Origin of the sequence: Corynebacterium sp. HMSC070E08 (genome assembly GCF_001808895.1) — a bacterium.
Classification (GTDB): domain Bacteria; phylum Actinomycetota; class Actinomycetes; order Mycobacteriales; family Mycobacteriaceae; genus Corynebacterium; species Corynebacterium hiratae.
Genome location: NZ_KV794727.1, coordinates 175,984 through 198,674, shown reverse-complemented (window position 1 = coordinate 198,674; position 22,691 = coordinate 175,984). Strand labels below are relative to the sequence as shown.

General features: G+C 60.2%; 22 protein-coding genes. 3 read left to right on the top strand and 19 right to left on the bottom strand.

Annotated elements, in window-relative coordinates:
* Positions 1-141: 141 nt before the first annotated feature.
* The 3 genes from HMPREF2526_RS01390 to HMPREF2526_RS01380 all read right to left on the bottom strand — a co-directional run bounded on the left by HMPREF2526_RS01390 (position 142) and on the right by HMPREF2526_RS01380 (position 3,729).
* Positions 142-699 carry a GNAT family N-acetyltransferase gene (locus tag HMPREF2526_RS01390; RefSeq protein ID WP_049154352.1) on the bottom strand — a complete coding sequence of 186 codons (558 nt, stop codon included), beginning with the start codon at positions 697-699 and terminating at the stop codon, positions 142-144.
* Between the two features lie 255 nt (positions 700-954).
* Entirely contained in the window at positions 955-2,727 is a 1,773-nt protein-coding gene (locus tag HMPREF2526_RS01385) for an ATP-binding protein (protein ID WP_070545359.1), read from the bottom strand.
* 141 nt (positions 2,728-2,868) lie between these two features.
* Positions 2,869-3,729: a sulfurtransferase gene (locus tag HMPREF2526_RS01380; RefSeq protein ID WP_070545357.1), complete on the bottom strand. Its 861-nt coding sequence runs from the start codon at positions 3,727-3,729 to the stop codon at positions 2,869-2,871.
* 290 nt (positions 3,730-4,019) lie between these two features.
* Between HMPREF2526_RS01380 and HMPREF2526_RS01375 the strand changes: the two genes are divergently transcribed.
* Together HMPREF2526_RS01375 and HMPREF2526_RS01370 are read left to right on the top strand one after the other, a co-directional pair.
* A complete protein-coding gene (locus HMPREF2526_RS01375; protein ID WP_049154356.1) occupies positions 4,020-5,078 on the top strand; it encodes a Cj0069 family protein in 1,059 nt (352 codons plus the stop codon).
* Positions 5,079-5,286: 208 nt separating this feature from the next.
* Positions 5,287-6,588 carry a DUF4282 domain-containing protein gene (locus HMPREF2526_RS01370; RefSeq protein WP_070545355.1) on the top strand — a complete coding sequence of 434 codons (1,302 nt, stop codon included), beginning with the start codon at positions 5,287-5,289 and terminating at the stop codon, positions 6,586-6,588.
* A 246-nt stretch (positions 6,589-6,834) separates the two neighbouring features.
* Here HMPREF2526_RS01370 and HMPREF2526_RS01365 read toward each other — a convergent pair whose 3' ends face one another.
* From HMPREF2526_RS01365 to HMPREF2526_RS01305, 13 genes are all read right to left on the bottom strand, one after another.
* Positions 6,835-7,251: a DUF3151 domain-containing protein gene (locus HMPREF2526_RS01365; RefSeq protein ID WP_070511468.1), complete on the bottom strand. Its 417-nt coding sequence runs from the start codon at positions 7,249-7,251 to the stop codon at positions 6,835-6,837.
* Between the two features lie 392 nt (positions 7,252-7,643).
* Positions 7,644-8,657, bottom strand: coding sequence for an MFS transporter (locus tag HMPREF2526_RS01360; protein WP_246819839.1), 1,014 nt, complete (start codon positions 8,655-8,657; stop codon positions 7,644-7,646).
* 312 nt (positions 8,658-8,969) lie between these two features.
* A complete protein-coding gene (locus HMPREF2526_RS01355; RefSeq protein ID WP_070545353.1) occupies positions 8,970-9,560 on the bottom strand; it encodes a Maf family protein in 591 nt (196 codons plus the stop codon).
* A gap of 4 nt (positions 9,561-9,564) precedes the next feature.
* The gene (locus tag HMPREF2526_RS01350; protein WP_046647024.1) at positions 9,565-9,759 is read right to left on the bottom strand and encodes an acyl-CoA carboxylase subunit epsilon; all 195 of its coding nucleotides are present in this window, start codon (positions 9,757-9,759) and stop codon (positions 9,565-9,567) included.
* A 9-nt stretch (positions 9,760-9,768) separates the two neighbouring features.
* Positions 9,769-11,100, bottom strand: coding sequence for a carboxyl transferase domain-containing protein (locus tag HMPREF2526_RS01345; protein ID WP_070545351.1), 1,332 nt, complete (start codon positions 11,098-11,100; stop codon positions 9,769-9,771).
* A 59-nt stretch (positions 11,101-11,159) separates the two neighbouring features.
* A complete protein-coding gene (locus HMPREF2526_RS01340) occupies positions 11,160-12,773 on the bottom strand; it encodes an acyl-CoA carboxylase subunit beta (protein ID WP_046647022.1) in 1,614 nt (537 codons plus the stop codon).
* Between the two features lie 235 nt (positions 12,774-13,008).
* Positions 13,009-13,272 (bottom strand): hypothetical protein, encoded by a 264-nt coding sequence (locus tag HMPREF2526_RS01335; protein WP_046647021.1) that lies wholly within the window; start codon positions 13,270-13,272, stop codon positions 13,009-13,011.
* A 161-nt stretch (positions 13,273-13,433) separates the two neighbouring features.
* A complete protein-coding gene (gene treS / locus HMPREF2526_RS01330) occupies positions 13,434-14,936 on the bottom strand; it encodes a maltose alpha-D-glucosyltransferase (RefSeq protein WP_046647020.1) in 1,503 nt (500 codons plus the stop codon).
* Positions 14,933-15,118, bottom strand: coding sequence for a hypothetical protein (locus HMPREF2526_RS01325; RefSeq protein ID WP_046647019.1), 186 nt, complete (start codon positions 15,116-15,118; stop codon positions 14,933-14,935). The genes treS and HMPREF2526_RS01325 overlap by 4 nt, the downstream gene beginning before the upstream one ends.
* Positions 15,118-15,939 carry a carbohydrate ABC transporter permease gene (locus HMPREF2526_RS01320; protein WP_046647018.1) on the bottom strand — a complete coding sequence of 274 codons (822 nt, stop codon included), beginning with the start codon at positions 15,937-15,939 and terminating at the stop codon, positions 15,118-15,120. The genes HMPREF2526_RS01325 and HMPREF2526_RS01320 overlap by 1 nt, the downstream gene beginning before the upstream one ends.
* Positions 15,936-16,913: a carbohydrate ABC transporter permease gene (locus HMPREF2526_RS01315; RefSeq protein ID WP_046647017.1), complete on the bottom strand. Its 978-nt coding sequence runs from the start codon at positions 16,911-16,913 to the stop codon at positions 15,936-15,938. The genes HMPREF2526_RS01320 and HMPREF2526_RS01315 overlap by 4 nt, the downstream gene beginning before the upstream one ends.
* 165 nt (positions 16,914-17,078) lie before the next feature.
* Entirely contained in the window at positions 17,079-18,368 is a 1,290-nt protein-coding gene (locus tag HMPREF2526_RS01310) for an ABC transporter substrate-binding protein (protein ID WP_046647016.1), read from the bottom strand.
* Between the two features lie 119 nt (positions 18,369-18,487).
* Entirely contained in the window at positions 18,488-19,477 is a 990-nt protein-coding gene (locus tag HMPREF2526_RS01305) for an ABC transporter ATP-binding protein (RefSeq protein ID WP_070515993.1), read from the bottom strand.
* A 71-nt stretch (positions 19,478-19,548) separates the two neighbouring features.
* Between HMPREF2526_RS01305 and HMPREF2526_RS01300 the strand changes: the two genes are divergently transcribed.
* On the top strand, positions 19,549-20,454 hold the full coding sequence (locus HMPREF2526_RS01300) for a biotin--[acetyl-CoA-carboxylase] ligase (RefSeq protein ID WP_070545349.1): 906 nt from the start codon (positions 19,549-19,551) through the stop codon (positions 20,452-20,454).
* Between the two features lie 42 nt (positions 20,455-20,496).
* Here the strand turns inward: HMPREF2526_RS01300 and rbsD are convergent, their stop codons facing one another.
* From rbsD to HMPREF2526_RS01285, 3 genes are read right to left on the bottom strand one after another with little or no spacing between them, the layout of a single operon-like run.
* Positions 20,497-20,871: a D-ribose pyranase gene (rbsD, locus tag HMPREF2526_RS01295; protein WP_049156355.1), complete on the bottom strand. Its 375-nt coding sequence runs from the start codon at positions 20,869-20,871 to the stop codon at positions 20,497-20,499.
* Positions 20,864-21,772: a ribokinase gene (locus HMPREF2526_RS01290; protein ID WP_070545347.1), complete on the bottom strand. Its 909-nt coding sequence runs from the start codon at positions 21,770-21,772 to the stop codon at positions 20,864-20,866. The genes rbsD and HMPREF2526_RS01290 overlap by 8 nt, the downstream gene beginning before the upstream one ends.
* Positions 21,769-22,683, bottom strand: coding sequence for a D-ribose ABC transporter substrate-binding protein (locus HMPREF2526_RS01285; RefSeq protein WP_070545345.1), 915 nt, complete (start codon positions 22,681-22,683; stop codon positions 21,769-21,771). Before HMPREF2526_RS01285 ends, HMPREF2526_RS01290 begins: the two co-directional genes overlap by 4 nt.
* Between the last annotated feature and the right edge of the window lie 8 nt (positions 22,684-22,691).

Below are 22,691 nucleotides of genomic sequence, written 5' to 3'. Positions count from 1 at the left end.
GATACGTGCAGCGTTCTACGGAAACGGTCGTTGTGACCCGACCTAGGTTATAGGCGGGTGAGCAACGTCGCTCTTGGCGCTGCCGTCGGCGCGCCGACGAAGGTGTCGAGTATAGTCGACACCCTTTGTCGGCTTGCGGTACTAGAAGCGCTTGAGCATCACGTGGGCATCCGGGCGGCCCGGGATGTCGATGTCGACGAAGCCTTCGGATTCATATAGCTTGCGGGCACCGCTGTTCTCCGGCTCAATCCACAGCGATACCGCAGGAGCCTCTTGGGCTTCGGCCAGGTCGCAGGTGTTGCGCAGGAGGCGTCGTCCAGCGCCGAGGCCCCTGTAGCGGGACTCCACAGCAATGAAGAGCTCGGGGATTTCCTCCGGATCTAGGTCGGTGGCCCACTGGGACTCATCAAAAGGATCTGCCTCGGGGTTGCCGGTGTAGGCGGCACCCTTCGCTTCAGTGGTGTAGTAGCGCAGCCACGCACCACCGACGGGAACGCGGTGGCTGGAGACTGCGATGACGCCGCCGTCGACATGGGGAGACCATTCATCGATGTACAGCCCTACGTCAGGTGTGTGGAAATCCCCGATATGGGCGTCCTCGTCACCGAGGACATCGGCGAGGAAAAGAAGGCGGGAGAGGTAGGTACGGTCGTGCTCCTTGGCCAACCGTACGCCGAACTCGGAATCGTTAACGCTCATGCCTTTCGAGGCTACTTGATCTCTGAATTTAGCTACTCACAGAGTGACTCGAGGGGGCGTGGGTGGCGCTATCCTGATGCGCCACTGTTGCATCCCCCCCCAGAGCGACAAGTCAGCACCCCGGTAAGTAGTACTCAGCGGGCCAGTGACCCGGAGCAGAGCTCCACCGGGGTATCACGGACAGAGAGTACGTAACGTTGCTGACTGAAGCAAGGTTATTGCAGTGCTCCCTGGCCGCAAGGAAGCACCGGCAAATTACTTGATCTCCAGAATCGGCTCGCCCTTGTTGATCTGCGTGCCGGTGGATACCTTGAGGTCGGTCACGGTGCCGGACTTGTGGGCCTTGACGGGGTTCTCCATCTTCATGGCTTCGAGGACGACGACGACCTCGCCCTCTTCCACTTCCTGGCCTTCCTCGACGGCGACCTTGATGACGCTGCCCTGCATCGGTGCGGTCACGGTGTCACCGGACACGCTTGCCGACGCCCCCTTGCCACGACGCTTCTTCGACTTCTTGCGCTTGCTACCACCGCCCAAGAGCAGGTTGCCCGGCAGGGCCACCTCGATGCGGCGGCCGCCCACCTCGACGACGAACTTCTGGGCAGCCTCCTGCTCTTCGTCCTCGGGCGCTTCGGCGGGGTCGACGTATGCGGGGAGCTCGTTAACCCACTCTTCCTCGATCCACTTGGTGTAGACCGTGAAGTTGCCGTCCTCGGCGGTGAAAGCGGGATCGGTGAGGATGGCCTGGTGGAAGGGGATAACGGTGGGAAGACCCTCGATGCGGTACTCGGCCAGGGCGCGGCGTGCGCGCGCGATGGCGGTGGCACGATCCGGACCCCAGACGATGAGCTTGGCCAGCATGGAGTCGAACTGGCCGCCGATGACGGAGCCTTCACGTACACCGGAGTCCATGCGCACGCCCGGGCCGGAAGGCTCGGAGTAGGTGACAACCGTGCCGGGCGCCGGCATGAAGCCCGCGGCGGCGTCCTCGCCGTTGATGCGGAACTCGATGGCGTGGCCGCGCGGAGTTGGGTCCTCGGAGATGGAAAGCTCGCGGCCCTCGGCGATGCGGAACTGCTCGCGTACCAAGTCGAAGCCTGTGGTCTCTTCTGTCACGGGGTGCTCCACCTGGAGGCGGGTGTTGACCTCGAGGAAGGAGATGAGGCCGTCCGAACCGACGAGGTATTCCACGGTGCCGGCACCGTAGTAGCCGGCCTCGCGGCAGATGCGCTTGGCCGACTCGTGGATGGAGGCGCGCTGCTCATCGGTAAGGAAGGGGGCAGGGGCCTCCTCGACGAGCTTCTGGAAGCGGCGCTGCAGGGAGCAGTCACGGGTGCCCATGACGACGACGTTGCCGTGCTGGTCGGCGAGGACCTGGGCCTCGACGTGGCGGGCCTTATCCAGGTAGCGCTCGACGAAGCACTCTCCGCGGCCGAAAGCGGTAACGGCCTCGCGGGTGGCGGATTCGAAGAGGTCCTTGATCTCCTCGCGGGTGTGCGCGACCTTCATGCCGCGGCCACCGCCGCCGAAGGCGGCCTTGATGGCAACGGGGAGGCCGTGCTCATCGGCGAAGGCTTCGACTTCTTCTGCGTTGGCGACGGGATCCTTGGTGCCCGGTGCCATAGGAGCATCAGCGCGCTCTGCGATGTGGCGGGCGGTGACCTTGTCACCCAGCTCCGCGATGGATTCCGGGGACGGGCCGATCCAGATCAGGCCGGCGTCGATGACGGCCTGAGCAAACTCGGCGTTCTCGGAGAGGAAGCCGTAGCCGGGGTGGATGGCGTCGGCGCCGGATTTGGAGGCGGCGTCGAGAATCTTGCCGAAGTCGAGGTATGACTCCGCGGAAGTCTGGCCGCCGAGTGCAAAGGCTTCGTCGGCAAGCGTGACGAATGGGGCATCGGCATCGGGCTCGGCGTAGACCGCTACGGATGCAATGTTGGCGTCGCGAGCCGCGCGGATAACACGGACCGCAATCTCACCGCGGTTGGCCACGAGGACCTTGGTGATGTTCTTGGTTTCAACTGCCACGGCAGGAACCCTCCTCCATGATTTGTGATAGGACTGCGTACTATTCTTGCACACCAAAACATGAGGATACCTTCACATCTTGGTTTCGTGTCAAAAAATAAACCCGCACCAGCGCGGATGCGGGCTTATATCGGCGTGTTGCTAGCGCTCAACGGGCATGCGAACCATGTTGCCCCATTCTGCCCACGAGCCGTCGTAGACACGGGGTGCCTCGAATCCGAGCAGGTACTTGAGGACGAACCAGGTGTGCGCAGCCTGGGCTCCGACGTGGGAGTAAAGGACGGTCTCCGTTGCTGGCTCGAGCTCGCCGTAGTTGACCTTCAACTCGCTCAGCGCGCGGAAGCAGCCGTTCGGGTAAATCGCGCGGTCCCACTCGAGGTTGATGGCGCCGGGAATGTGGCCGTGGGTCATTGTGGTGCCGTAGGCGGACTCACCGGCCCCGGTCTTGTGGGAGGCCTCGCCACAGAACTCCTCTGGGCTGCGGGTGTCAACCACCGTGGCGGAGGAGTCACGCAGCTCGTCGACGAAAATGCGCGAGGATTCCTCGCGGGAAACCTCCGGATAGGAGGAAGCAGAAGGCTCGGGGACCATGAAGGAGGTGTCGCGTTCTTCGGACATCCAGGCGTCCCGTCCACCGTCGAGAAGCCGCACGTCCTCGTGACCGTAGAGCTCGAAGACCCACAGCGCGAAAGCGGCCCACCAGTTGGACTTGTCGCCGTAGAGGACGACGGTATCGTCGCGCTCAATACCCTTGGAGCGGAGGAGTGCGGTGAAGTCCTCTGCGCTGATAATGTCCCTCGCTGTGCTGTCGAGCAGCTCAGTTTGGACGTTGATGCGGATCGCGGTGGGGATGTGGCCGATGTCGTAGAGGAGTGAGTCCTCATCAACCTCGATGACGTGGAGGCCGTTGATGCCCAGTCGCGCGGACAGCCACGGTGCGGACACGAGGCGCTCAGGGTGCGCGTATTCCTGGAAAGGGGGATTCGGGTCGAATTCGGCCACGGTCCACCTGCCTTTCTCGTTGAGGGGGGAACGTTCGGTTCAACTCTAGCGTGCTGGGCGGACATGTGGTCACGGGGGAGGCGTATTTGTGGTGTTGGATACATTTCTTCTGCAGTTAGCGCTGCTGCACGTTCACTGGTTATAACAAGTGTGCAGGTCAGCGGCCAAAAAGTGCGGTACGCTTGCTTTTTATGCCTTTTCGGGGGTGCTTTTCTAGGTGAGCGCGAGGGTCCAACCTGGGTTATTTTAAGAAGTGACACTCACTAACCCCCTAGTGGAAGGGAATCACTGTGCACAAAGCAATCGTCGTCTTCGAGGTTGAGGGCGGATCCGATAAGCAGATTAACGGACACCGTAAGGACACCATGCCGATCGTCGACTGCATCAAGGATGCAGGTTGGCACGCCGAGGTCGTGTTCTACCGCCCTGAGTGGTCCGAGAAGCTCTTCGAGTATGTATCGGAGAACTTCGATGCCTACATCTCCCGTGTGAATCCGGGCAACATCCCGGGCGGTGAGAAGGGCTACTTCGATCTGCTCACCAAGCTGTCCGAGGCCGGACTGGTCGGCATGTCCACCCCGTACGAGATGATGGCCTATGGTGCCAAGGACGCCCTGGTCAAGCTCAATGACACGGACCTGGTTCCGGCTGACACCGCCGCTTACTACGACGTCGAGTCCTTCCACAAGACCTTCCCGACCTCGCTGTCCTACGGCGAGCGCGTGCTCAAGCAGAACCGTGGCTCCACCGGCTCCGGCATCTGGCGCGTGCGCCTTGCCGACGAGAAACTGGCCGAGTCCGTCGAGCCGGGCACCGCACTGCCGCTCGACACCAAGATCAAGTGCACCGAGGCTGTGGACAACCACACTGAGGAGCGCGAGCTCGGCGAGTTCATGGACTTCTGCGACCAGTACATCGTGGGTGACAACGGCATGCTCGTGGACATGCGCTTCATGCCGCGCATTGTTGAGGGCGAGATCCGCATTCTTCTGGTGGGCCCGGACCCGGTCTTCGTGGTGCACAAGAAGCCGGCTGAGGGCGGCGACGCCTTCTCCGCCACCCTGTTCTCCGGTGCCAAGTACACCTACCAGAAGCCGGAGGAGTGGCAGGAGCTCGTCGACATGTTCGCTGAGGTCCGCCCGGTCATCGCTGAGAAGCTCGGTGGCGACAATATCCCGCTGATCTGGACCGCGGACTTCATGCTGGCTGACGGCGAGAACGGCGAGGACACCTACGTCCTTGGTGAAATCAACTGCTCCTGCGTGGGCTTCACCTCTGAGCTGGACATGGGCATCCAGGAGAAGGTGGCTGCTGAGGCCATCAAGCGCGTGGAGGCCAAGCACGCCTAAGCGCGTTGCTGCGCACTAGTCTTTGAGCACAAGCTTGTGATTGTTCCCCCGCCTGCGGCGGGGGAACTGTCGTTTTCTGGGGCGTGTTCCCCAAGCCGCGCTGCCGGTGAGCGAGATCTCAGGTACGTTCGGAGGGGTAAAAATTACGCCAGTGTAGTGCTGTAGCGCGCTGCGAATTTCGATGATTCTCCGAAAGGTCTAACGAAAAATGACGAACCCCAACCAGTTTGGTGAGAACGGCGATAACAGCGATAACCACGTCAACGGTTCCAGCGGTGAGAACGCCGGGAACAACGGTTACGGCAGCTTCGGCGGTTACGATAACTCCCAGTCAGGCAACGATGACGCTGCGTCCGCGTGGGGTAGCCAGGCATCGAACTCCGGTTTCGGCTGGGGTGGCCAGGCAGGATACGGCGACTACTCCGAGGGCTCCGCCGACTCGTCTGGATTCGGTTATTCCGCTCCCCAGGGTGCGCAGCCGGATGCTGAGAATCGCGGCTTTGACGCGTCCGGTTCGGGCTTTAATGCGTCCTCCGATTCCGCCGCGGACTCGGCCTATGATTCAACGAAGAACAGCACGGAGTCGGGCACCGAGCACACTTCCAGCTCCTCTGCCCCTGCTTCCGAAACCTTCGGCGGGCAGGATTCCCAAGCCTCTCACGGTACCTTTGGCGCTTCCTACGGCTCGTACAATGCCGACAGCGACGCGGGTGCGGCGCAGAACTCCAGCGCCGAGCACAACGCTGGCACCGATCACAATGCTGGCGCTCACAATGCTGGCGCTGATCACGCTGCGGACTCCGTGAACTCGAACCAAAGCTATGGCGGCCAGAACTACGGTAATCAGGGCTACGACAACCAGGGTTATGGCAGCCAGGGATTTTCTAACCAGGGCTATGGCTACGGCACCCCGTCGGAGTCGCACCAAGACCATGGCTTTGGTCAGCAGTCGGGAGAGGGCTTTGGAACCACGGCTTCCCACTCAACCTCCGGCTTTGGTGGCTACCCCCAACAGAACCAAGGATTTGGGGCACAAGGCCAGCAAGGTTTCGGCGCCCAAGAACAGCAGGCTTTCGGCACGCAGGATCAGCAGGGCTTTGGTCAGCAGAACAACTCGCCCTTTGCCGCCTCCCCGCAGCAGGACTACCCACAGCAGAATTCACAGGGCGGCAGCCCCTCCAAGGGCGCTGGCTTCTTCAAGGCGCTGTTTGACTTCTCCTTCAATGACTTCGTCACCCTGAAGTTCTCCTCCTTCATCTACCTGCTGCTCGTCATCGTGGCAGGGGCAGCATGGGCGGGAATGATCCTCTTCTCCTTCTTTGCTTTCACTGACAGCTTTCTCATCGGAATCTTGACGTTCCTGGGCGCTGTCATCGGTGGCGGAATCGCGTTCCTTTTCTACGTCATTCAGTTCCGTTTGATCTTGGAGTTCTTCGTGGCGAACATCCGCACCGCGCAGAACACCGGAGACCTTGTCTCTCAGGCGGATGGCGATAGCGATAAGGAATAGGTGGTCTCACGCGCTGCGCTTTTCGCAGACACGCTAATCCCGCGGCCTCACATTCGAGGTCCGCGGGATTTTTACATGTAGGAGGGGCTGTCTGAGAATTCCGGTAGCCACCACAGTTGGTTTCAGTCGTATGGTTCAGGTCAGATGGTTCATGTGCCCCCAAACAAACCATCTGTGGCCTCCTAGATGGTTTACTTGCCCCCAACTAAACCTTTTGAGTAGAACCAGGTGACTAGAACCATGTGCTTAATCCAGTAGCGTAGCGACGCACTCGGGGTCGGCATCGGAGAGCATCTGGCGGATGCGGTCATATTCTGCGTCCTCACCGATGGCCTTCGCGGCATGGCCCAGTGCGGCAATCGCGCGCAGTACGCCTTGGTTTGGTTCGTGAGAGAAGGGGACAGGGCCCCAGCCCTTCCACCCATTGCCGCGCAGGCGGTCGAGGCTGCGGTGGTAGCCGGTGCGCGCATAGGCGTAGGCGGTGATGAATGCGGTGGGCTCAGCGCCCTTGTTCTTGTCTAGTTCTTGCTCCGCCAGCAGCGCCCAGAGCAGCGGGGAATCTGGGTGGGCGACAATTCCCGCGGTGAGATCAGCGGTGCTGTCAGCACCCGGATCGGCGGGCAGATTGATGGGTGGGGGAGCGAGCATGTCTTTCATTTCCATGCCGCCCCACTCTAGCCATGTGGCAGTGAGGCCACCAGAGGGGGCGAGCTTGGATACGACTAGTCGAGGCTAAGGCTGGGGTCCGACTGGCGCCGCGAAGGCTTTGAAGCGTTCGTATACGTCATAAGGGTTACTCGAGAACTGGGAGGGAATTGAACTCGGTTGCTTTAGGTAGTGCGCGTAAGACTGAACCCGCCACTATCAAGCAAGAGATAACCGAGCACAGAACACATAGTGCCATGCTTGCCTGAAAACCAATTGCAGAAAGAAGAACGCCTGCGCTGGTGGAGGCGATGATTGGAAGTAGTCCCATCATTAGGCGTGCTCCTGCCGAGCACTTACCTATCTTTTCAGGGGGTGCAGATAACGCAAGTAGTCCACCAGAGTACGAGTTACATGCGATCGAGGGAATGACGATGAAAAATGCTGCGACTGCGATAAGCGGCCAATAATGGGAAAACACGAGAAGAAATATGTACCACATTAATTCCCAGAGCATGGTTGCTCGGATTATGTTTCTTCCAGGTAATCGCTTGATGAGGTGGTCCTGAAAAAAATCCTCCAACAATCATGCCTAGGGTAAACATGGTTGAAGTTAAGCCGATTATCCAGCCATCAACTTTAAGATAGGCCAACCATAGATCTATGGACGCGATGAGGAAAAAATTGGCAAAATTCGAGCATAAATCGATGCTGAAAATTGCCCGGAGCACCGGATATTTCCAAATCCAAGCCAAAGAATATTTGGTATCGGACCAGAACTCTGTAAATGAATACTTCTGGTCACTGATTGTTTCACCTAGGTTTGCATTGATGCTCCTTGAAGCATATACGGGACCAAGCCCTGACAGGGATTGTGCGATAAAAGGAATAACCGGCGCCAGTCCGTAAAGTAGGCCTCCTAAGGGTAATCCAACCATCCAGATAATGTTGTCTCGAGTTTGGTTACGGCCTTGTGCTTGGACAAGTAAATTCTCTGGGATGATGAATCTCAGAATGGCATTGGTTAGCCCTCCGAAGGTGCCTGTAATCATCCCAGCAAAAATGCTGAAGAAGAATAAGGAGATGAAAGTGAATTTACCCAGGCAGAGGAGTAGGGAAAAGGAAGACCAGATAGCAATCTGACTCAGGCCGTAAAGGAGAAGCAGATTCTTCTTATCGACGCGATCAATGATCATTCCGGCTGGGATGGTCATGATCAAGGAGCCAGCTGAGCTTGCTGCTCCGATGAGACCTGCTTGGCTTAGACTTCCAGTGAGGTGGAAGCTCGCAAGTGAAACAGGGATGGCAATGAGGGATGAACCCAAAGCGCTTGTTGTGTCGGCGAAGAACCACCGTAAGTAATCGGGATGACTCTTGCGTACAATAGTCCAAAAATTTCCACCAGTAGTATTGTGATCTTGCATCGGTTCTCTCTATGTTTTGACAACCGCGACTGGAAACTCATGCGCGCAGCATGAACCCAGCGTCGGATTTTCGAGGTAGACAATTCTCTCGGCGGTGAAATATTGACCCGTCGAAAGCAGCGGTGTGTCAAATAGAAATTACTGATGCAGCAATGAGGACATGGTGTGCTCCAAGTTCCTTACTTAAGCTCTGTGCGAGTTCCTGAAGCGATTTAAAACCTGTAGATTGCAGGATCTAATTCCGCTCTCTCGCATGCAGTGAAATGTGAATCACATAATATCGGTGATTAAAAATCCAGTCAATAGGTTTGATTAAACCCAGAAGCCGGAAACGTTGAGCCCAAAGGAATACAGCGCGCGGCGCAGCACCGGCAGCGAAAGGCCGATGACGGAGGAGGGATCGCCCTCAATGCGGTCGATGAACCAGCCGCCGAGGGCTTCCAAGGTAAAGGCGCCGGCGCATTCCAGCGGCTCGCCGGTGCGGGCGTAGGCCTCGATATCGGCGTCCGAGGCCTGGGCAAAGTACACCGTCGTGCGCGAGGCTTCAACGAAGCGCTCGTTGCCGTAGAGCACGCAGTGGCCGGTGATGAGCTCCGCGGCACGACCGGCCTGCGCGTGCCAGCGATCCACGGTCGCCTCGGGGGTGTGGGGTTTGCCTTGGAGGGCACCGTCGAGAAGCAGCATGGAATCCCCACCCACCACGACGTCCTCGGGATAGTCGGGACCAATGGCCTCCGCCTTCGCGGCAGCCAAGGCGCAGACGATCTCGGCGGGATCAGCACCCGCCAGGCGCTCCTCGATGGCCCGCTCGTCCACGTGGGCCGGGGCGATGACGGGTTCCACGCCCGCACCCCGCAGGATGGACAGGCGGGAGGGGGACTGGGAAGCCAGAACCAGGCGCATGCGCTTAGTAGTAGCGGACGTTGCGGAAGGCGGACGGGTTGAATACGTCACCCGGCTGTCCCCACAGGTCGCGCTCAGAGCGGGTATCGGCGGCCTTGGCGCGCGCCTCAGAGTCGAGCTGGCTGAGCACCGTGGACAGGGCCGCCACCTCAGCGTCGGTGGGGTTGCCGCGCAGAACGGTAAACAGGGAAGCGGTCATTGGACACCTCTACAAAACGATATTGCCGTGCTTCTTCGGCAGGGTCGGAATAATCTTGCGATCCAGCAGGCGCAGGCCCTCAATGAGGGAGCCACGCGTGGCTGCCGGGGTAATAACGGAATCGACGAGACCGCGCTCAGCGGCCTGGTACGGGGTCAGGTAGGCGGCGGCCTCCTCCTCGCTCAGCTCTAGCTCGGAGGCCAGTGCGGGGGCATCGGCCACGGCGATCTCGGCCGTCGGCCACGCATAGGACAGATCCGCGCCGAGCTCCTTGGAGCCGAAGGCGATGTATCCGGTACCGTGCGCGCGGCGGACGATGACGCTGATCTTGCCCACGCTCGCCGCGGAGTAGGCGTGCACCAGCTTGGCCAGCGCCGCCTTCTCCACGTCCAGTGCCGGAGTATCGACGAACTCGATGATGGCAGTATTGAAGGCATCGCACAGGCGGATGAAACGCGCGGCCTTAGCGGCAGCTTCCGCATCGAGGGTGCCGCGGTTAGCGATGATGCCCACCGTGCGTCCCTCGACGCGACCGAAACCGGTGAAGACACCGCGCACCTGGGCGCCGAGCTCAAAGACATCCTCACAGGTGGCGGTGACCACGTCGGCGAGATCGACGGCGCCGTCATCGCCCACGAGGGTATCGAGGACATGGTCGGCGTCGGTGATGTTCTCCTCCACAGAGCCCGCAACGATGGTGGCCTCGGTGCGGGGAGCGGCGGCACGGTTATTCGAGGGCAGGTAGGAGAGCACGCGCTTGGCGACGCTCACCTCGTGCTCCCCATCCGCCTGCAGGTCACCGTCCGGAGCGATAACGACATCGGACAACGCAGCCACGAGCGAGGCCTCCTTCGAGTCCGCGTAGACCGCTGTGACCTGCGGGATGAGGCCGGAAGCGGTGGTGGCGCGGGCAAGGATGCGGGCCTGCATGGCGGAGGAGACAATGCCTTCCTGGGCGCGGGGCTTGTCGCTGGCGACGAGTGCGACGATGGGCACGCCGGTCTTAATGGCGAGGTCGTAGAGCTTGGTGACCTTTTCGCCGTAGACCTCGCCCATGGTGCCGTCGAACAGCGAGGCGTCCTGCGCATAAGCGCAGACCTTGCGGCCGTCCACGGTGCCGAAACCGGTGACGACACCGTCGGTGTAGGGCCGGACGTGCTCGCGGCCGAACTCGGTGGAGCGGTGGCGAGCAAGCGCGTCGGTCTCTACGAAGGATCCGGCATCGAAGAGCGCCTCGATGGCGCTGCGAGCCGCAGGGACCTCTCCCTGCGGCGCACGGGACTCGGTGAGCTTGGCGCTGAGGTCCTCGATCTTGCCAGCGGTCGTCTTCAAGTCAGTCATGGGACACTAGTGTAATACAGTGCGTCTTCTGTACTAATCTGTGCCGATCCGAGTGCGCGTTAGAGCGGGATGTTGCCGTGCTTACGCGCCGGGCGCGCGACGTTCTTGTCGGCGAAGAAGCGCAAGTTTTTGGCAATTGCACTGCGGGTTTCGGAGGGGAGAATGACGGCGTCGATAAGCCCGCGCTCCGCTGCCTTATACGGGTTGAGCATGTGGTCTTCATACTCGCGCTCGAAGGACTTGGTCAGCTCAGCCACGTCGAGGCCCTTTTCGTGGGCTGCCTTGATCTCCTTGCGGTAGATGAAGCCGACGGCGCCGGCTGCGCCCATGACGGCGATCTGGGCGGTGGGCCACGCCAGGTTGACGTCCGCGCCGAGGCCCTTGGAACCCATCACGCAGTAGGCACCACCGTAGGCCTTGCGCAGGGTGACGGTGATCTTCGGAACCGTGGCCTCGGCGTAGGCGTAGAGAAGCTTGGCGCCGCGGCGCAGGATGCCATCGTGTTCCTGATCGGCGCCGGGGAGGAAGCCGGGAACGTCGACCAGCATGATGATCGGGATGTTAAAGGCATCGCAGGTGCGCACGAAGCGGGCGGCTTTCTCGGAGGAATCAATGTCGAGGCAGCCGGCGAAAACCTGCGGTTGGTTGGCCACAAAGCCCACGGTCTGGCCCTCGATGCGGCCGAAGGCGGTCACCACGTTATCGGCGCGATCAGCCTGGATCTCCAGGTAATCGCCGTCATCGGTGAGGGTTTCGATGACTTCCTTGACGTCATAGGGCTGGTTCGGGGAGTCCGGGATGATTTCATCCAGCAGGAGGTCATTGGCAGTCTCTTCGCCCAGCTCCTCGTAGGGCTCAGCCGGTGTCAGCTGGCGGTTATTGGAAGGCAGGTAGGTCAGCAGGTCGTGGACCCAATCCAGTGCTTCCTCGTCGCTAGAAGCGGTGTAGTGCGAGGTGCCCGACTTGTGCATGTGGACTCCGGCGCCGCCGAGTTCCTCTTGGGAGATCTCCTCGCCGGTGACGGTCTTGATGACGTCGGGCCCGGTGACGAACATCTTGGACTTCTCATCCACCATCACGACGAAGTCGGTCAGCGCAGGGGAGTAGGCGTTGCCGCCGGCGCAGGCGCCCATGATGACGGAGATCTGCGGGACGACGCCGGAGGCCTTGACGTTTTGGTAGAAGGTCTTGGCAATCCAGTCCAGGGAGACGGCACCGTCCTGGATTCGGGCGCCGGCACCTTCGTACAGGCCGATGAGTGGACGACCGGTAGTGATGGACAGCTCCATGATCTTGATCATCTTCTCGCCGTAGACCTCGCCGAGGGCGCCTCCGAAGACGGTTCCGTCCTGGGAGAAGATGCAGACCTCGCGGCCGTCGATGGTGCCCCAGCCGGTGACGATGCCGTCAGTGACCGGGCGCTTCTTGCCCATGCCGAAGTCCGTGGTGCGGTGCACGGCGAGCATGTCAGTCTCGACGAAGGAACCTTCATCGAGGAGGTAGTCCAAGCGATCCCGGGCGGTGAGGCGGCCCTGGGCGCGGACTTTTTCGTGGGCCTGTTCGCCCATGGGCTGCGCCGCTGCTTCGCGACGCCTCTTCAGTTCAGCGATCTTGCCTGCGGTGGTGTCGGCGCTCAGGGAGTCAAGCTCCGACAAATGTGAGGAAATAGTCATGTTTCGACAGTGTAGAGAAGTTTTGTATAGGAATGTATAGCGGCACGCGGGTGATTTCTCTCACAGTTCACGTTTGTGCAGGTGAATGGCGGTGTAAAAGGTGAGGGAATCCTCGCATACGGCGCGTCGGGTGCATGTGGGTCAGTGTAGTGGGTGTGTAGTGAGGGGCGTCGAAGGGTGACTCAATGGAAAAGCCTCGCCCCGTAAAAGGGGGCGAGGCTTAGGTTATGTGGTTTTATTCGGGGGTGTCTGCCAGCCAGCCGAGGCTGTAGAGGAAGAGTTCGGCATCTACGAGATCCTCTTCCTTGGGGAAGGTTCCCGTAAGCGTGGCGTAGGACTCTTCGATGTCCGTGTGGGTGGCTGGGATGAGACCGTGCTTGAGCAGATCTTCAGCGATGTGTGATACCAGCGGTGCCGGGTGCACCGTGTCAAGGTTGATTCCGGTGGCACTCTTGAATTCGTTAGTGATGGCGGAAAGGAATCCGGTCAGGGTATTCATTTGGCTCACCTCTCTATTTCTTGTCGTAATGATGCGGCTGTCCGCATCATGGGGTTGAACCAACTATATAGGTAAAATCTCCCAAAAGCTAGCTTTCGTTCACGGCGAGTTAACTTTTAGTTAACCTAGCGAGAAATGTGAGGTGTGTTACGAAGCGTCCTTTAGGCCTCTACAGGCAGCCAAGCGTAGCCATAGGGGCCCAGCTCCACAGGGCCTAAGTCGACGGTCTGATCCGTGAAGTTGTGCAGGCACAACAACTCACCGCGCTGGAATCCCAGAACTCCCGTTTGGCCGGTTTCCACGGCTTCGAAAGGAGCGGTGCCGAGTTCCGGATGCGCTTTACGCTGCTGGATCAGGCTGCGGAGGCGGTGGAGGAGCGAGTCATCGTCGGCAAGCTGCTCCTCTACCGAAACCCCTACGCCGCCGACGATGGGCCGGCGCGTCTGGGCGGAGGTGCTGAACCCTGCGCCCTCGCCGGGCTCCCACTGCATGGGTGTCCGCACGGCATCGCGGTCAGGCAACTCGGGGGCATCGTTCATCCCAATCTCATCGCCGTAGTACAGGAAGGGGGCGCCCGGCAGGGTCATGAGTAGTGAATAAAAAAGCTCAATCTTGCGGTAATCATTGCCCAGCAGCGGGGCAAGGCGCCGCGCGATGCCCACGTGGGCGCGCATCTGATCGTCGGGCAGGTAGTGCTCGTACATGATCGCGCGCTGGTCCTCGTCGACCATCTCCAGGGTCAGCTCGTCGTGGTTGCGCAGGAAGGTGCCCCACTGGCAGCCCTGGGGAAGCTCTGGAAGCTCCGCCATGATGTCGTAGACCGGTGTGGCATCCCCCAGCGCCAGCGCCTGGTAAAGCCGCGGCATCACCGGGAAGTTGAAGACCATGTGGAAGCGGTTGCCCGTGCCGTAGAACTCCATGGTTTCCGCCGGTGGCTGGTTGGCTTCCGCGATCATGATGGCCTCGGGGTAATTCTCGTCGATGAAGGCGCGGATCTTCTCCACAAATTCGACCGTCTCCGGCAGGGACTCGCCGCCCAGTCCATCGCGTTCGTAGAGGTATGCAATGGCATCGAGGCGGAAGCCGTCCACGCCTTTGTCCAGCCAGAAGGAGAGGATTTTGAATACTTCCTCGTGGACCTTCGGGTTGTCGTAGTTCAGGTCCGGCTGGTGGGAGTAGAAGCGGTGGAAGTAAAACTGCTTGCGCTCCGGGTCCCATGCCCAATTCGAGGTTTCCGTGTCAGTGAAGATGATGCGGATCTCCGGGTAGCGCAGCGGATCGTCGCCCCACACGTAATAGTCCCCATAGGGCCCTTCCGGATCGGTGCGGGAGGCCTGGAACCACGGGTGATCGGTGGAGGTGTGGTTGAACGCGAGATCCGTCATGAGGCGCATGCCGCGCGCGTGGAGCTCGGCGACGAGCTCGTCAAAGTCCTCCATCGTGCCGTAGTCAGGGTGGATGGAGTAGTAATCGGCGATGTCATAGCCGTCATCGCGCAGCGGGGAAGCATAGAACGGGGAAAGCCACAGGCAGTCGACGCCGAGCCACTTGAGGTAGTCGAGCTTCTCAATAACCCCGCGCAGCGTGCCCACGCCTTCGCCGGTGGTGTCCTTGTACGAGCCCACGAGGGCCTGGTAGAAAATGGCGTTGTCGTGCCAGCTCATCGGAGATCCTTCCGTTTAGCCCGCCACAGCAGATACTCCGTCAGGCATAGTGCGCCCGCGAGGAGCCCCGGCCAGATGGCGGGGGAGGGGTGAAAAAGATTCAGAACTGCCTGCACCAGCGCCAGGAAGGCGAAGAAGCCAACGAATCCCAGCGCGGTGTCCCACAGCAGTGCGCGGCGCATTAGGCCTTAACACCTCCGGCGGTGAGGCCGGCGACGATGCGGTGCTGGAAGATGAGCACCATGATGATCAGCGGAACCGTCACCAGCGCGCCCGCAGCCATGGTGGCGGCGTAGGGGTACTCGAAGGCTGAGGGGCCGGAGAAGCGCGCGATGGCCACGGTCACCGGCTCGGTAGCGGTGGTGGAGAGCTGCTTAGCCAGCATGAACTCGTTCCACGTCGTGATGAAGGCGATGATGGCCGTGGTAAACAGTGCCGGTGCAGCCAAGGGCAAAAGTACGAGGCGGAAGGCCTGACCGCGGGAGGCACCGTCCACGCGAGCGGCCTCCTCCAATTCCCAGGGCAGCTGGCGGAAGAAGCTCAGCAGCGTGTAGACCGTCAGGGGCAGCGCGAAGGAGATATTCGGGATGATCATCGCGCGGTAGGTACCGATCCATTCGAGGTTGCCGAATAGCTGGAATAGCGGGGTTACCAGCGCGATGGCCGGGAACATCGAGGCGGCCAGAATGATGCCGGTGACAATGCCCTTGCCCGGGAAGTCATAGCGCGCCAAGGCATAGGCGGTAAACACGCCGATGAGGACCGCCACCGCGGTCGTGACCAAGGAAATGATCAAAGAGTTCCCCAGCGCATTGAGGAAGTCATTGCCCTTGTCCGTGGCTAGGGCGTCCCGGAAGTTATCCAGGGTTACGTGCGTGGGCCACGGGGTGGTGTCGAAGGTATGGGACTTGTGCCGCAGGGCGGTGACGACCATCCAATAGAAGGGTGCGAGCCCCCAGAACATGATGAAGAGGATGCCTAGGTAATGGCCGATCTTTTTCATGACTTCTTCTCCTTCTTCTGGCGGGCAGTACCGGAGACATCAGCGCCGAGGAAGCGCACCAAGATGAACGCGACGGTGAAGATAAGCAGGAAGATGAGCGTGGACAGTGCGGAGGCCGAGTTGAAATGCCCCTGGCGCATGTCCTCCACGACGAGCTGGGAAATGGTTGCCGTCGGGGAGTTAGAGGAAGCAGAGATCATGATGACCGGCAGGTCGTACATGCGTAGTGCATCCAGCGTGCGGAAGAGGATCGCCACCATGAGCGCCGGGCGTACCAGCGGCAGGGTGATGGTGAAGAAGGTTTGGATGCGCGATGCGCCGTCGACGCGGGCGGCGTCGTAGACATCGCGCGGAATCATCTGCAAACCAGCCAAAACGAGCAACGCCATGAAGGGGGCGGTCTTCCACACATCGGCGATAATCACCGCGAGACGGGCATAAAACGGGTCTGTGGTCCACGCGATGCGCGTGCCGACGAGCGCGTTGACGATGCCATCCGGGGCGAACATGAACTGCCACAGCTTCGCAGTGACTGCGGTGGGAATGGCCCAGGGGACAAGCACCGCCGCGCGCACGAGGCCGCGACCGCGGTACTCGCCGTTCATCACCAGCGCCATGAACATGCCCAGGATGGTCTCCAGGGCAACCGTGACCACGGTGAAAAAGAGAGTGATCTTCACAGCCGGCCAGAAATCGGTGGCAATGACACCATCAGGGCACGCGGTGGCCTGGCCAGTGGCAGACATGCAGCGATTGGTAATCCAGTACAGGTAGTTTTCAAGACCGGCGAAGGAGCCTTCCTCGAACACTCCCGTGGTGGGGTTAAGCCGTTTGTTGCCCTGGAAGGACAACATCACAGCGCGCACAATGGGGTAGCCGATGACCACAGCCAGCGCTATCAGTGCCGGTGCGATGAGTGCGGCCACACGCAGGTACTGTCTGCGGGGCTGCACGGTAGGCGGTGCTCCAGCCATGCGGTGCCTGCCTTTCTAACTCATAGGGGGAGAAGGGGTTTAACGGGGGTTGGGGAAATCATAGCGGGTAGCCCGGACTTCCTCTGGGCGAAAAGAGCCCGGATCGCAGAAGGAGGCGCGGGCAAGTCACGTGGACTTACTCGCGCCCCCATGCACGCTGGGAAATTAACCCTGCGAAGCGGCTTCGATGGCTGCCTTCATATCCTTCGTGGCGTCATCGACGGACTTGCCTGCGGTGAGCGCCGCGTAGGCGTTATCCTGAACCGCCTTGGAGATGGCGGTGTAGAACGGGGAGACCGGACGCGGTGCGGCGTTCTCCAGGGATTCCTTCAGAGCCGGCAGGTACGGGAACTCTTCGACGAGGGAGTCATCGTCGTAGATGGAAGCCAGCACCGGCGGGAAGGAAGCCTCGGCGAAGGACTTCTGGTTCTCCTCGTTGATGATGAACTTCATGAAGTCCAGGGCCGTAGCCTTGTGCTCGGAGTTGATATTGATGCCGTTGTTGTAGCCACCGAGGGTAGACACCCCGACGCCGTCCTTGCCCACCAGCGGCTGGACCTCAAACTTCACGCCAGCCTCTTCGGCGTTGGTGTACATGTACGGCCAGTTGATGGCAAAAGCGGTCTTGCCCTCAGTGAAAGCAAGGTTGGTCTCCTCCTCCGTTGTGGCGGTGGAGTCCTTGGAGATGGTGCCGTCCTCGTAGGCGTCGACAAGCGCCTGCAGGCCTTCCTTCGCCTCGTCCGAGTCAACGGCGACGTTGCCCTCGTCATCCAGGATGGAGCCGCCCCAGCCCTCGATGAAGCCGGCGGTGTTCACGGTGAGACCCTCGTACTGCTTGAGCTGGGTGGTCAGGCAGGAAGCATCATCCTTGATGGCCTCACAAGCAGAAGCGATGTCGTCGAACTTCTCCGGAGCCTTGTCCGCCAACTCGGTGTTGCGGAAGAGCAGCTGGCCGTTGGTGTTCTGCGGCAGCGCGTAGAGGGTGTCGTTGTAGGTGGCGGATTCCACGGTGGGCTCCAGCAGTCCGGAGGTATCCACCTCGAGGTCACCGGTCAACGGTGCCAGCCACTGGTTAGCGGCGAAGTCCGCGGTCCAGACCACGTCCAGCGCCATGACATCGTAGTCAGAGTTGCCCGCCTGCAGGGACTGCACGAGGGTCTCGCGCTGTGCGTCGGCCTCGCCGGCGAGCTCCTTGAGCTCGACCTTCTCATCTGGGTGCTCGGCGTTCCATGCCTCGATGATGGGCGTGATCTTGTCGGTATCGTTCTTGCCCATGGCAAAGGTGATGGGGCCGCGGCCGTCACCATCCGTCGAGGCGGCATCGGAGCCAGTGCTTGACGACGATCCCTCGTCGCTCGACGAGCAACCCGCCAAGGTCAGAGCAAGGGCAGCGGTGGTAACGACTACGCCGCGGCGGACAGAGCGCAGCGAGCTAGGGAGAAACGGCTTCTTCATGGAGTATTCACCTTTCGGAAAACTTCTGGTGACTTCAAAATAGGGGATCACCCCCACAGTGCACGTGGTTTTGACGTTTAATTCACTCAAAATGGGGGTAAAACTACCCCTGATTCTTCTTAAACCTCGATGCGCTGTCCGGTTTCAGGATCGAAGCGGTGCGCCTCCCGGGGGTTGAAGGTGAGGACGACGTTGTCCCCGCGCTGTGGAACGTTATCGCTCGCGCGGGCAACGAAGCGCTGCTCACCCACCATGACGTAGACGAAGGACTCGGAGCCTAGCTCTTCTACGAATTCCACGGTGCCTTGGAAGCCCACCGGTCCCTTGTTGATGAACATCTTCTCTGGGCGAACGCCAACGCGGCCACCGTTGTAGTCAAAGATGTTCATCGCGGGGGAGCCGATGAAGCCGGCGACGAATTCGTTAGCGGGGGAGTCGTACAGCTCGCGCGGCGGTGCAACCTGCTGCAGGACACCGTCCTTGAGCACGGCGACGCGGTCTCCCATGGTCATGGCCTCCACCTGGTCGTGGGTGACGTAGACGGTGGTGGTGCCGAGGCGCTGCTGGAGGCTGGCCAGCTCCGCACGGGTTTGCACGCGCAGCTTGGCATCCAGGTTAGATAGCGGCTCATCCATGAGGAATGCCTTGGGCTCGCGCACGATGGCGCGGCCCATGGCGACGCGCTGGCGCTGGCCACCGGATAGATCCTTCGGCTTACGCTCCAGGTACTCCGTTAACCCTAGAGTCTTCGCGGCTTCCTCTACCTTGGCTTTGATTTCAGCCTTGGGCATCTTGGCCAGCTTGAGGGCGAAGCCCATGTTCTGGGCCACGGTGAGGTGCGGGTAGAGGGCGTAGTTCTGGAAGACCATGGCGATATCGCGCTCGCCGGGCTCGAGCCCCGTGACGTCTTTGCCATCGATGAGGATGCGGCCGCTGGAGACCGGTTCAAGTCCTGCGAGGGCGCGCAGGGTAGTGGACTTACCGCAGCCGGACGGGCCGACGAGGACTAGAAACTCGCCATCCGCGATCTCGAGATTGAGGTCTTTGACCGTGGGGTTCTCGGCGCGGGGATAGGTGATGCCGACGTTCTCAAAAGTGACCTTTGCCATGCACATACACTAGCACTCGCTGCGGACACAGTGCGCGTGGTCGAGTACTAACGGCGGGTAGGGTTGGCAGTATGACAGCTCTAAATCTTGACCGCATCCGCGAAGCTCTCGACGGTGATTTTTCCGTCATCGATTACACCGAGTCCACTGGCTCGACCAACACCGATCTCATGGAGGCGGAGAAGGTTGCCGATGGCACCGTGCTGCTCGCCAACGAGCAGGTGTCCGGCAAAGGCCGCTTGGGCCGTCAGTGGGTGAGTCCGGCTGGATCCCAGCTCATTTTCTCCGTGCTCATCCTTCCGGATTCGCTCGACCACTTGGGCACCCTGCCTCTAGCCGCAGGTTTGGCGGTGACGGATACCGTCGAGGGAGCGGTACTCAAGTGGCCGAATGACGTGCAGATCGACGGCAAGAAGCTCTGCGGCATCCTCGCGGAGGCCGGTCCGGTGGGTGAGGCCTTCAAGTCTGCTCCGAAGACGGAGGTCTCCAAGACAGAAGTCAACAAGGCAGAGATCAATAAGGCTGAAATAAACAAAGCGGAGATCAACAAGGCTGAAATCAACAAAGCTGAAGTGAATAAGGCCGAAATCGCCCCGAAGACAGAGGCCGCTAATCCGCCCTCAGCCCGCGTGGTCGTGGGCATGGGCATCAACGTGACGTTGACGAGGGAGGAACTGCCCATCGAGGCCGCAACCTCTCTCGCGCTCGAGGGGCTTGATACCGACCGCACCGAGCTGGCCATCACCGTGCTGAAGAACCTGCGCCACCGCATCACCCAATGGGAGAAGCAGGATCCGCAGCTCATGGCTGATTACCGCAAGGTTTGTTCTTCGATTGGTCAGGAAGTCCGCCTCGAAGCCCCGACGGGCGATGTGACCGGCACTGTTGAGGGCGTGGCGGACGACGGCCGTATCAACGTCGGCGGTGAGTACTACTCCGCGGGTGATGTCATCCACCTGCGCCCAGCTGGTCAGTAGCGAGTTGGGAGTGCGTGCTTTTTGGAAGGATCGAAAGGTGTTTTAAAAGGGCACGCCGGAGCGAAAGATCACATTGGAAAACGGCGTTGTTGACCCAGTGCGCACCACGAAAGAGGCGTCGGCGACTTGACGTTTGAGCTCCTCGTGCGCGACTTCCGTAAGTGGGATGCTGGGAAGCAGCGTCCGAACCTCTGGCGGAGTGGAATCCGCAATCGTGGCTGCCTCTACTACTACTTCGGCGAGTAACGCGGAAAGCGTATCGCCGAAGGAAGGGATGCCAAAGGTTAACGTCAAATCAATAACTGTCACATCCTGCGGTATGGGAAGCCCGCAATCCGCGATAACAAAAGTATCGGTGTGCCCAAGGCGCGCAACGGCGCTGGCGAGTGCAGGGTTGAGGATTCCAGATTTACGCATTGTCCACCTCCGGTAAGCGTGAAGAAGTAGTTGGGTAAGAAGGTTGTGCTCCATTGCCGGTTGTAGCGAAAGCTCCGACGCGGGCAGCGAATGAGGCCGCGTCGATGAGTGAGTCGCCCTGCAAGAGTCGGGAGCACAACGCGCCGGCGAAGGCGTCGCCAGCACCGGTGGTATCTATGGTGGTCACGCGTGGGGTAGGTATATCCGTGCCGCCTTCCGGGGTGGCTACATACGCTCCATGCGCGCCAAGGGTTAAGACTACGGAGCGGAAGCCAGCCTCAATAAGTCGGTGAGCAAGCTCGTGAGGGGTGCCATCGGAGGGAAGACCGAGCTGCTCCAAAATGAGACCAGCCTCGTGCTCATTGGCAAGAAGCGGATTGGCTTGCAGCAGGCTTTCACAGTCGACTTGGACAACAGGGGCGAGGTTAACCACGACGCGTCCATTGCTGTGTTCTACTGCGGCTTGAAAACCGGAAGCAGGGATTTCACCTTGTAGGAGAACAATGTCGGCATCGGCGATGGTGGAGGCGCGAGCGGCGACAAAATCTGAGTCGACTTGAGCATTAGCGCCGGGGGAAATGACGATGGTGTTCTCGCCGTCGGCGGAAACAGTGATGACAGCGAGGCCAGTATTGGTGTCTACCTGCTCTACTGCACTGAGATCGATACCCGAGGTCCGCATGTAATGCATAGCGGGTTCCGCATAGGGATCAGACCCTACGGCGCCAACGAAAGCGACATGCGCACCAAGTTGGGCCGCGGCCACTGCCTGGTTTGCGCCCTTGCCCCCGGCTAGGATTTCACCGCCAGAACCCAGCAGGGTCTCTCCGGGCTGAGGGTGGCGCTCGGCGTGGACGATGAGATCGGCATTGATAGAACCGACGACAGTTAACTTGCTCATTGGAAATCCTCTACGTTGTCGCGGGTAACGGTGATGACTTCTACGGGGACAGATTTCTGTGCCTTTTCACCATGCAGGAGTTGTGCGGCTTGCTCGATGGCGCGGGCACCGAGCTCGGCTGGTTGCTGAGCGATAGTAGCTTCCAGCTTGCCGTCCTTGACAGCCTTAAGTCCGTCGAAAGTACCGTCAAAGGCCACGATCTTGACCTCGGAACCAGCGCGCGATCCCAGGGCTTCGACGGCGCCAAGGGCCATTTCATCGTTCTCCGCAAAGATGGCCTTGATGTTCGGGTTGGCTTGCAAAAGGTTGGTGGCTACATTGAGTCCCTCTGTACGATCAAAATTTGCTGACTGTTTAGCAACCACCTTGATGCCCGGGTACTTGGCAATCTGTGACTCGAAACCCTTGCCACGTTCGCGCGAGGCCGACGTACCTGCGGTGCCCTGCAGGATGAGGATGTCACCTTCTTCGCCGATGGATTTGGCCAGCTGATCTGCTGCTTGGGCACCGCCGGCGACATTGTCGGAGGCAACCATGGAATCCAAATCTACGCCGTTAACGTCGCGGTCTACACCGACCACAGGGACACCATTGTTCTTGATTCCGCGTACTGCCGGAGCTACAGCATCGGAGTCTGTGGGGTTAACAACCACTACTTTCGCGCCCATCGACGTAGCGTTGCCGAGTTGATTGACTTGCTGAGCAGGATCATCCGAGGCGTCTTGGATATCGAGGGGGACTCCGAGTTCTTTGGCCTTGTCCTGTGCGCCATGGCGTAGCTCAACGAAGAAGGGGTTTGTCTGGGTTGATAGCGCAAGAGTTATGCGCTGACGGTCTTCCTCAGAGCGGTTGCATGAGACCAAACCCAATGCGACAACGGCAACGAGAACTGCAGAAATGATCTTTTTCATGAGGCGCT

Coding starts and splice junctions, on each gene's coding strand:
- HMPREF2526_RS01320 (WP_046647018.1), bottom strand. CDS start 15,939: ATGAAAAAGATCGGCCATTACCTAGGCATCCTCTTCATCATGTTCTGG.
- treS (WP_046647020.1), bottom strand. CDS start 14,936: ATGAGCTGGCACGACAACGCCATTTTCTACCAGGCCCTCGTGGGCTCG.
- HMPREF2526_RS01350 (WP_046647024.1), bottom strand. CDS start 9,759: ATGACCGCTTCCCTGTTTACCGTTCTGCGCGGCAACCCCACCGACGCT.
- HMPREF2526_RS01340 (WP_046647022.1), bottom strand. CDS start 12,773: ATGACTATTTCCTCACATTTGTCGGAGCTTGACTCCCTGAGCGCCGAC.
- HMPREF2526_RS01345 (WP_070545351.1), bottom strand. CDS start 11,100: ATGACTGACTTGAAGACGACCGCTGGCAAGATCGAGGACCTCAGCGCC.
- HMPREF2526_RS01360 (WP_246819839.1), bottom strand. CDS start 8,657: ATGCAAGATCACAATACTACTGGTGGAAATTTTTGGACTATTGTACGC.
- HMPREF2526_RS01370 (WP_070545355.1), top strand. CDS start 5,287: ATGACGAACCCCAACCAGTTTGGTGAGAACGGCGATAACAGCGATAAC.
- HMPREF2526_RS01325 (WP_046647019.1), bottom strand. CDS start 15,118: ATGCGCCGCGCACTGCTGTGGGACACCGCGCTGGGATTCGTTGGCTTC.
- HMPREF2526_RS01285 (WP_070545345.1), bottom strand. CDS start 22,683: ATGAAAAAGATCATTTCTGCAGTTCTCGTTGCCGTTGTCGCATTGGGT.
- HMPREF2526_RS01335 (WP_046647021.1), bottom strand. CDS start 13,272: ATGAATACCCTGACCGGATTCCTTTCCGCCATCACTAACGAATTCAAG.
- rbsD (WP_049156355.1), bottom strand. CDS start 20,871: ATGCGTAAATCTGGAATCCTCAACCCTGCACTCGCCAGCGCCGTTGCG.
- HMPREF2526_RS01365 (WP_070511468.1), bottom strand. CDS start 7,251: ATGGAAATGAAAGACATGCTCGCTCCCCCACCCATCAATCTGCCCGCC.
- HMPREF2526_RS01290 (WP_070545347.1), bottom strand. CDS start 21,772: ATGAGCAAGTTAACTGTCGTCGGTTCTATCAATGCCGATCTCATCGTC.
- HMPREF2526_RS01315 (WP_046647017.1), bottom strand. CDS start 16,913: ATGGCTGGAGCACCGCCTACCGTGCAGCCCCGCAGACAGTACCTGCGT.
- HMPREF2526_RS01300 (WP_070545349.1), top strand. CDS start 19,549: ATGACAGCTCTAAATCTTGACCGCATCCGCGAAGCTCTCGACGGTGAT.
- HMPREF2526_RS01355 (WP_070545353.1), bottom strand. CDS start 9,560: ATGCGCCTGGTTCTGGCTTCCCAGTCCCCCTCCCGCCTGTCCATCCTG.
- HMPREF2526_RS01305 (WP_070515993.1), bottom strand. CDS start 19,477: ATGGCAAAGGTCACTTTTGAGAACGTCGGCATCACCTATCCCCGCGCC.
- HMPREF2526_RS01310 (WP_046647016.1), bottom strand. CDS start 18,368: ATGAAGAAGCCGTTTCTCCCTAGCTCGCTGCGCTCTGTCCGCCGCGGC.
- HMPREF2526_RS01390 (WP_049154352.1), bottom strand. CDS start 699: ATGAGCGTTAACGATTCCGAGTTCGGCGTACGGTTGGCCAAGGAGCAC.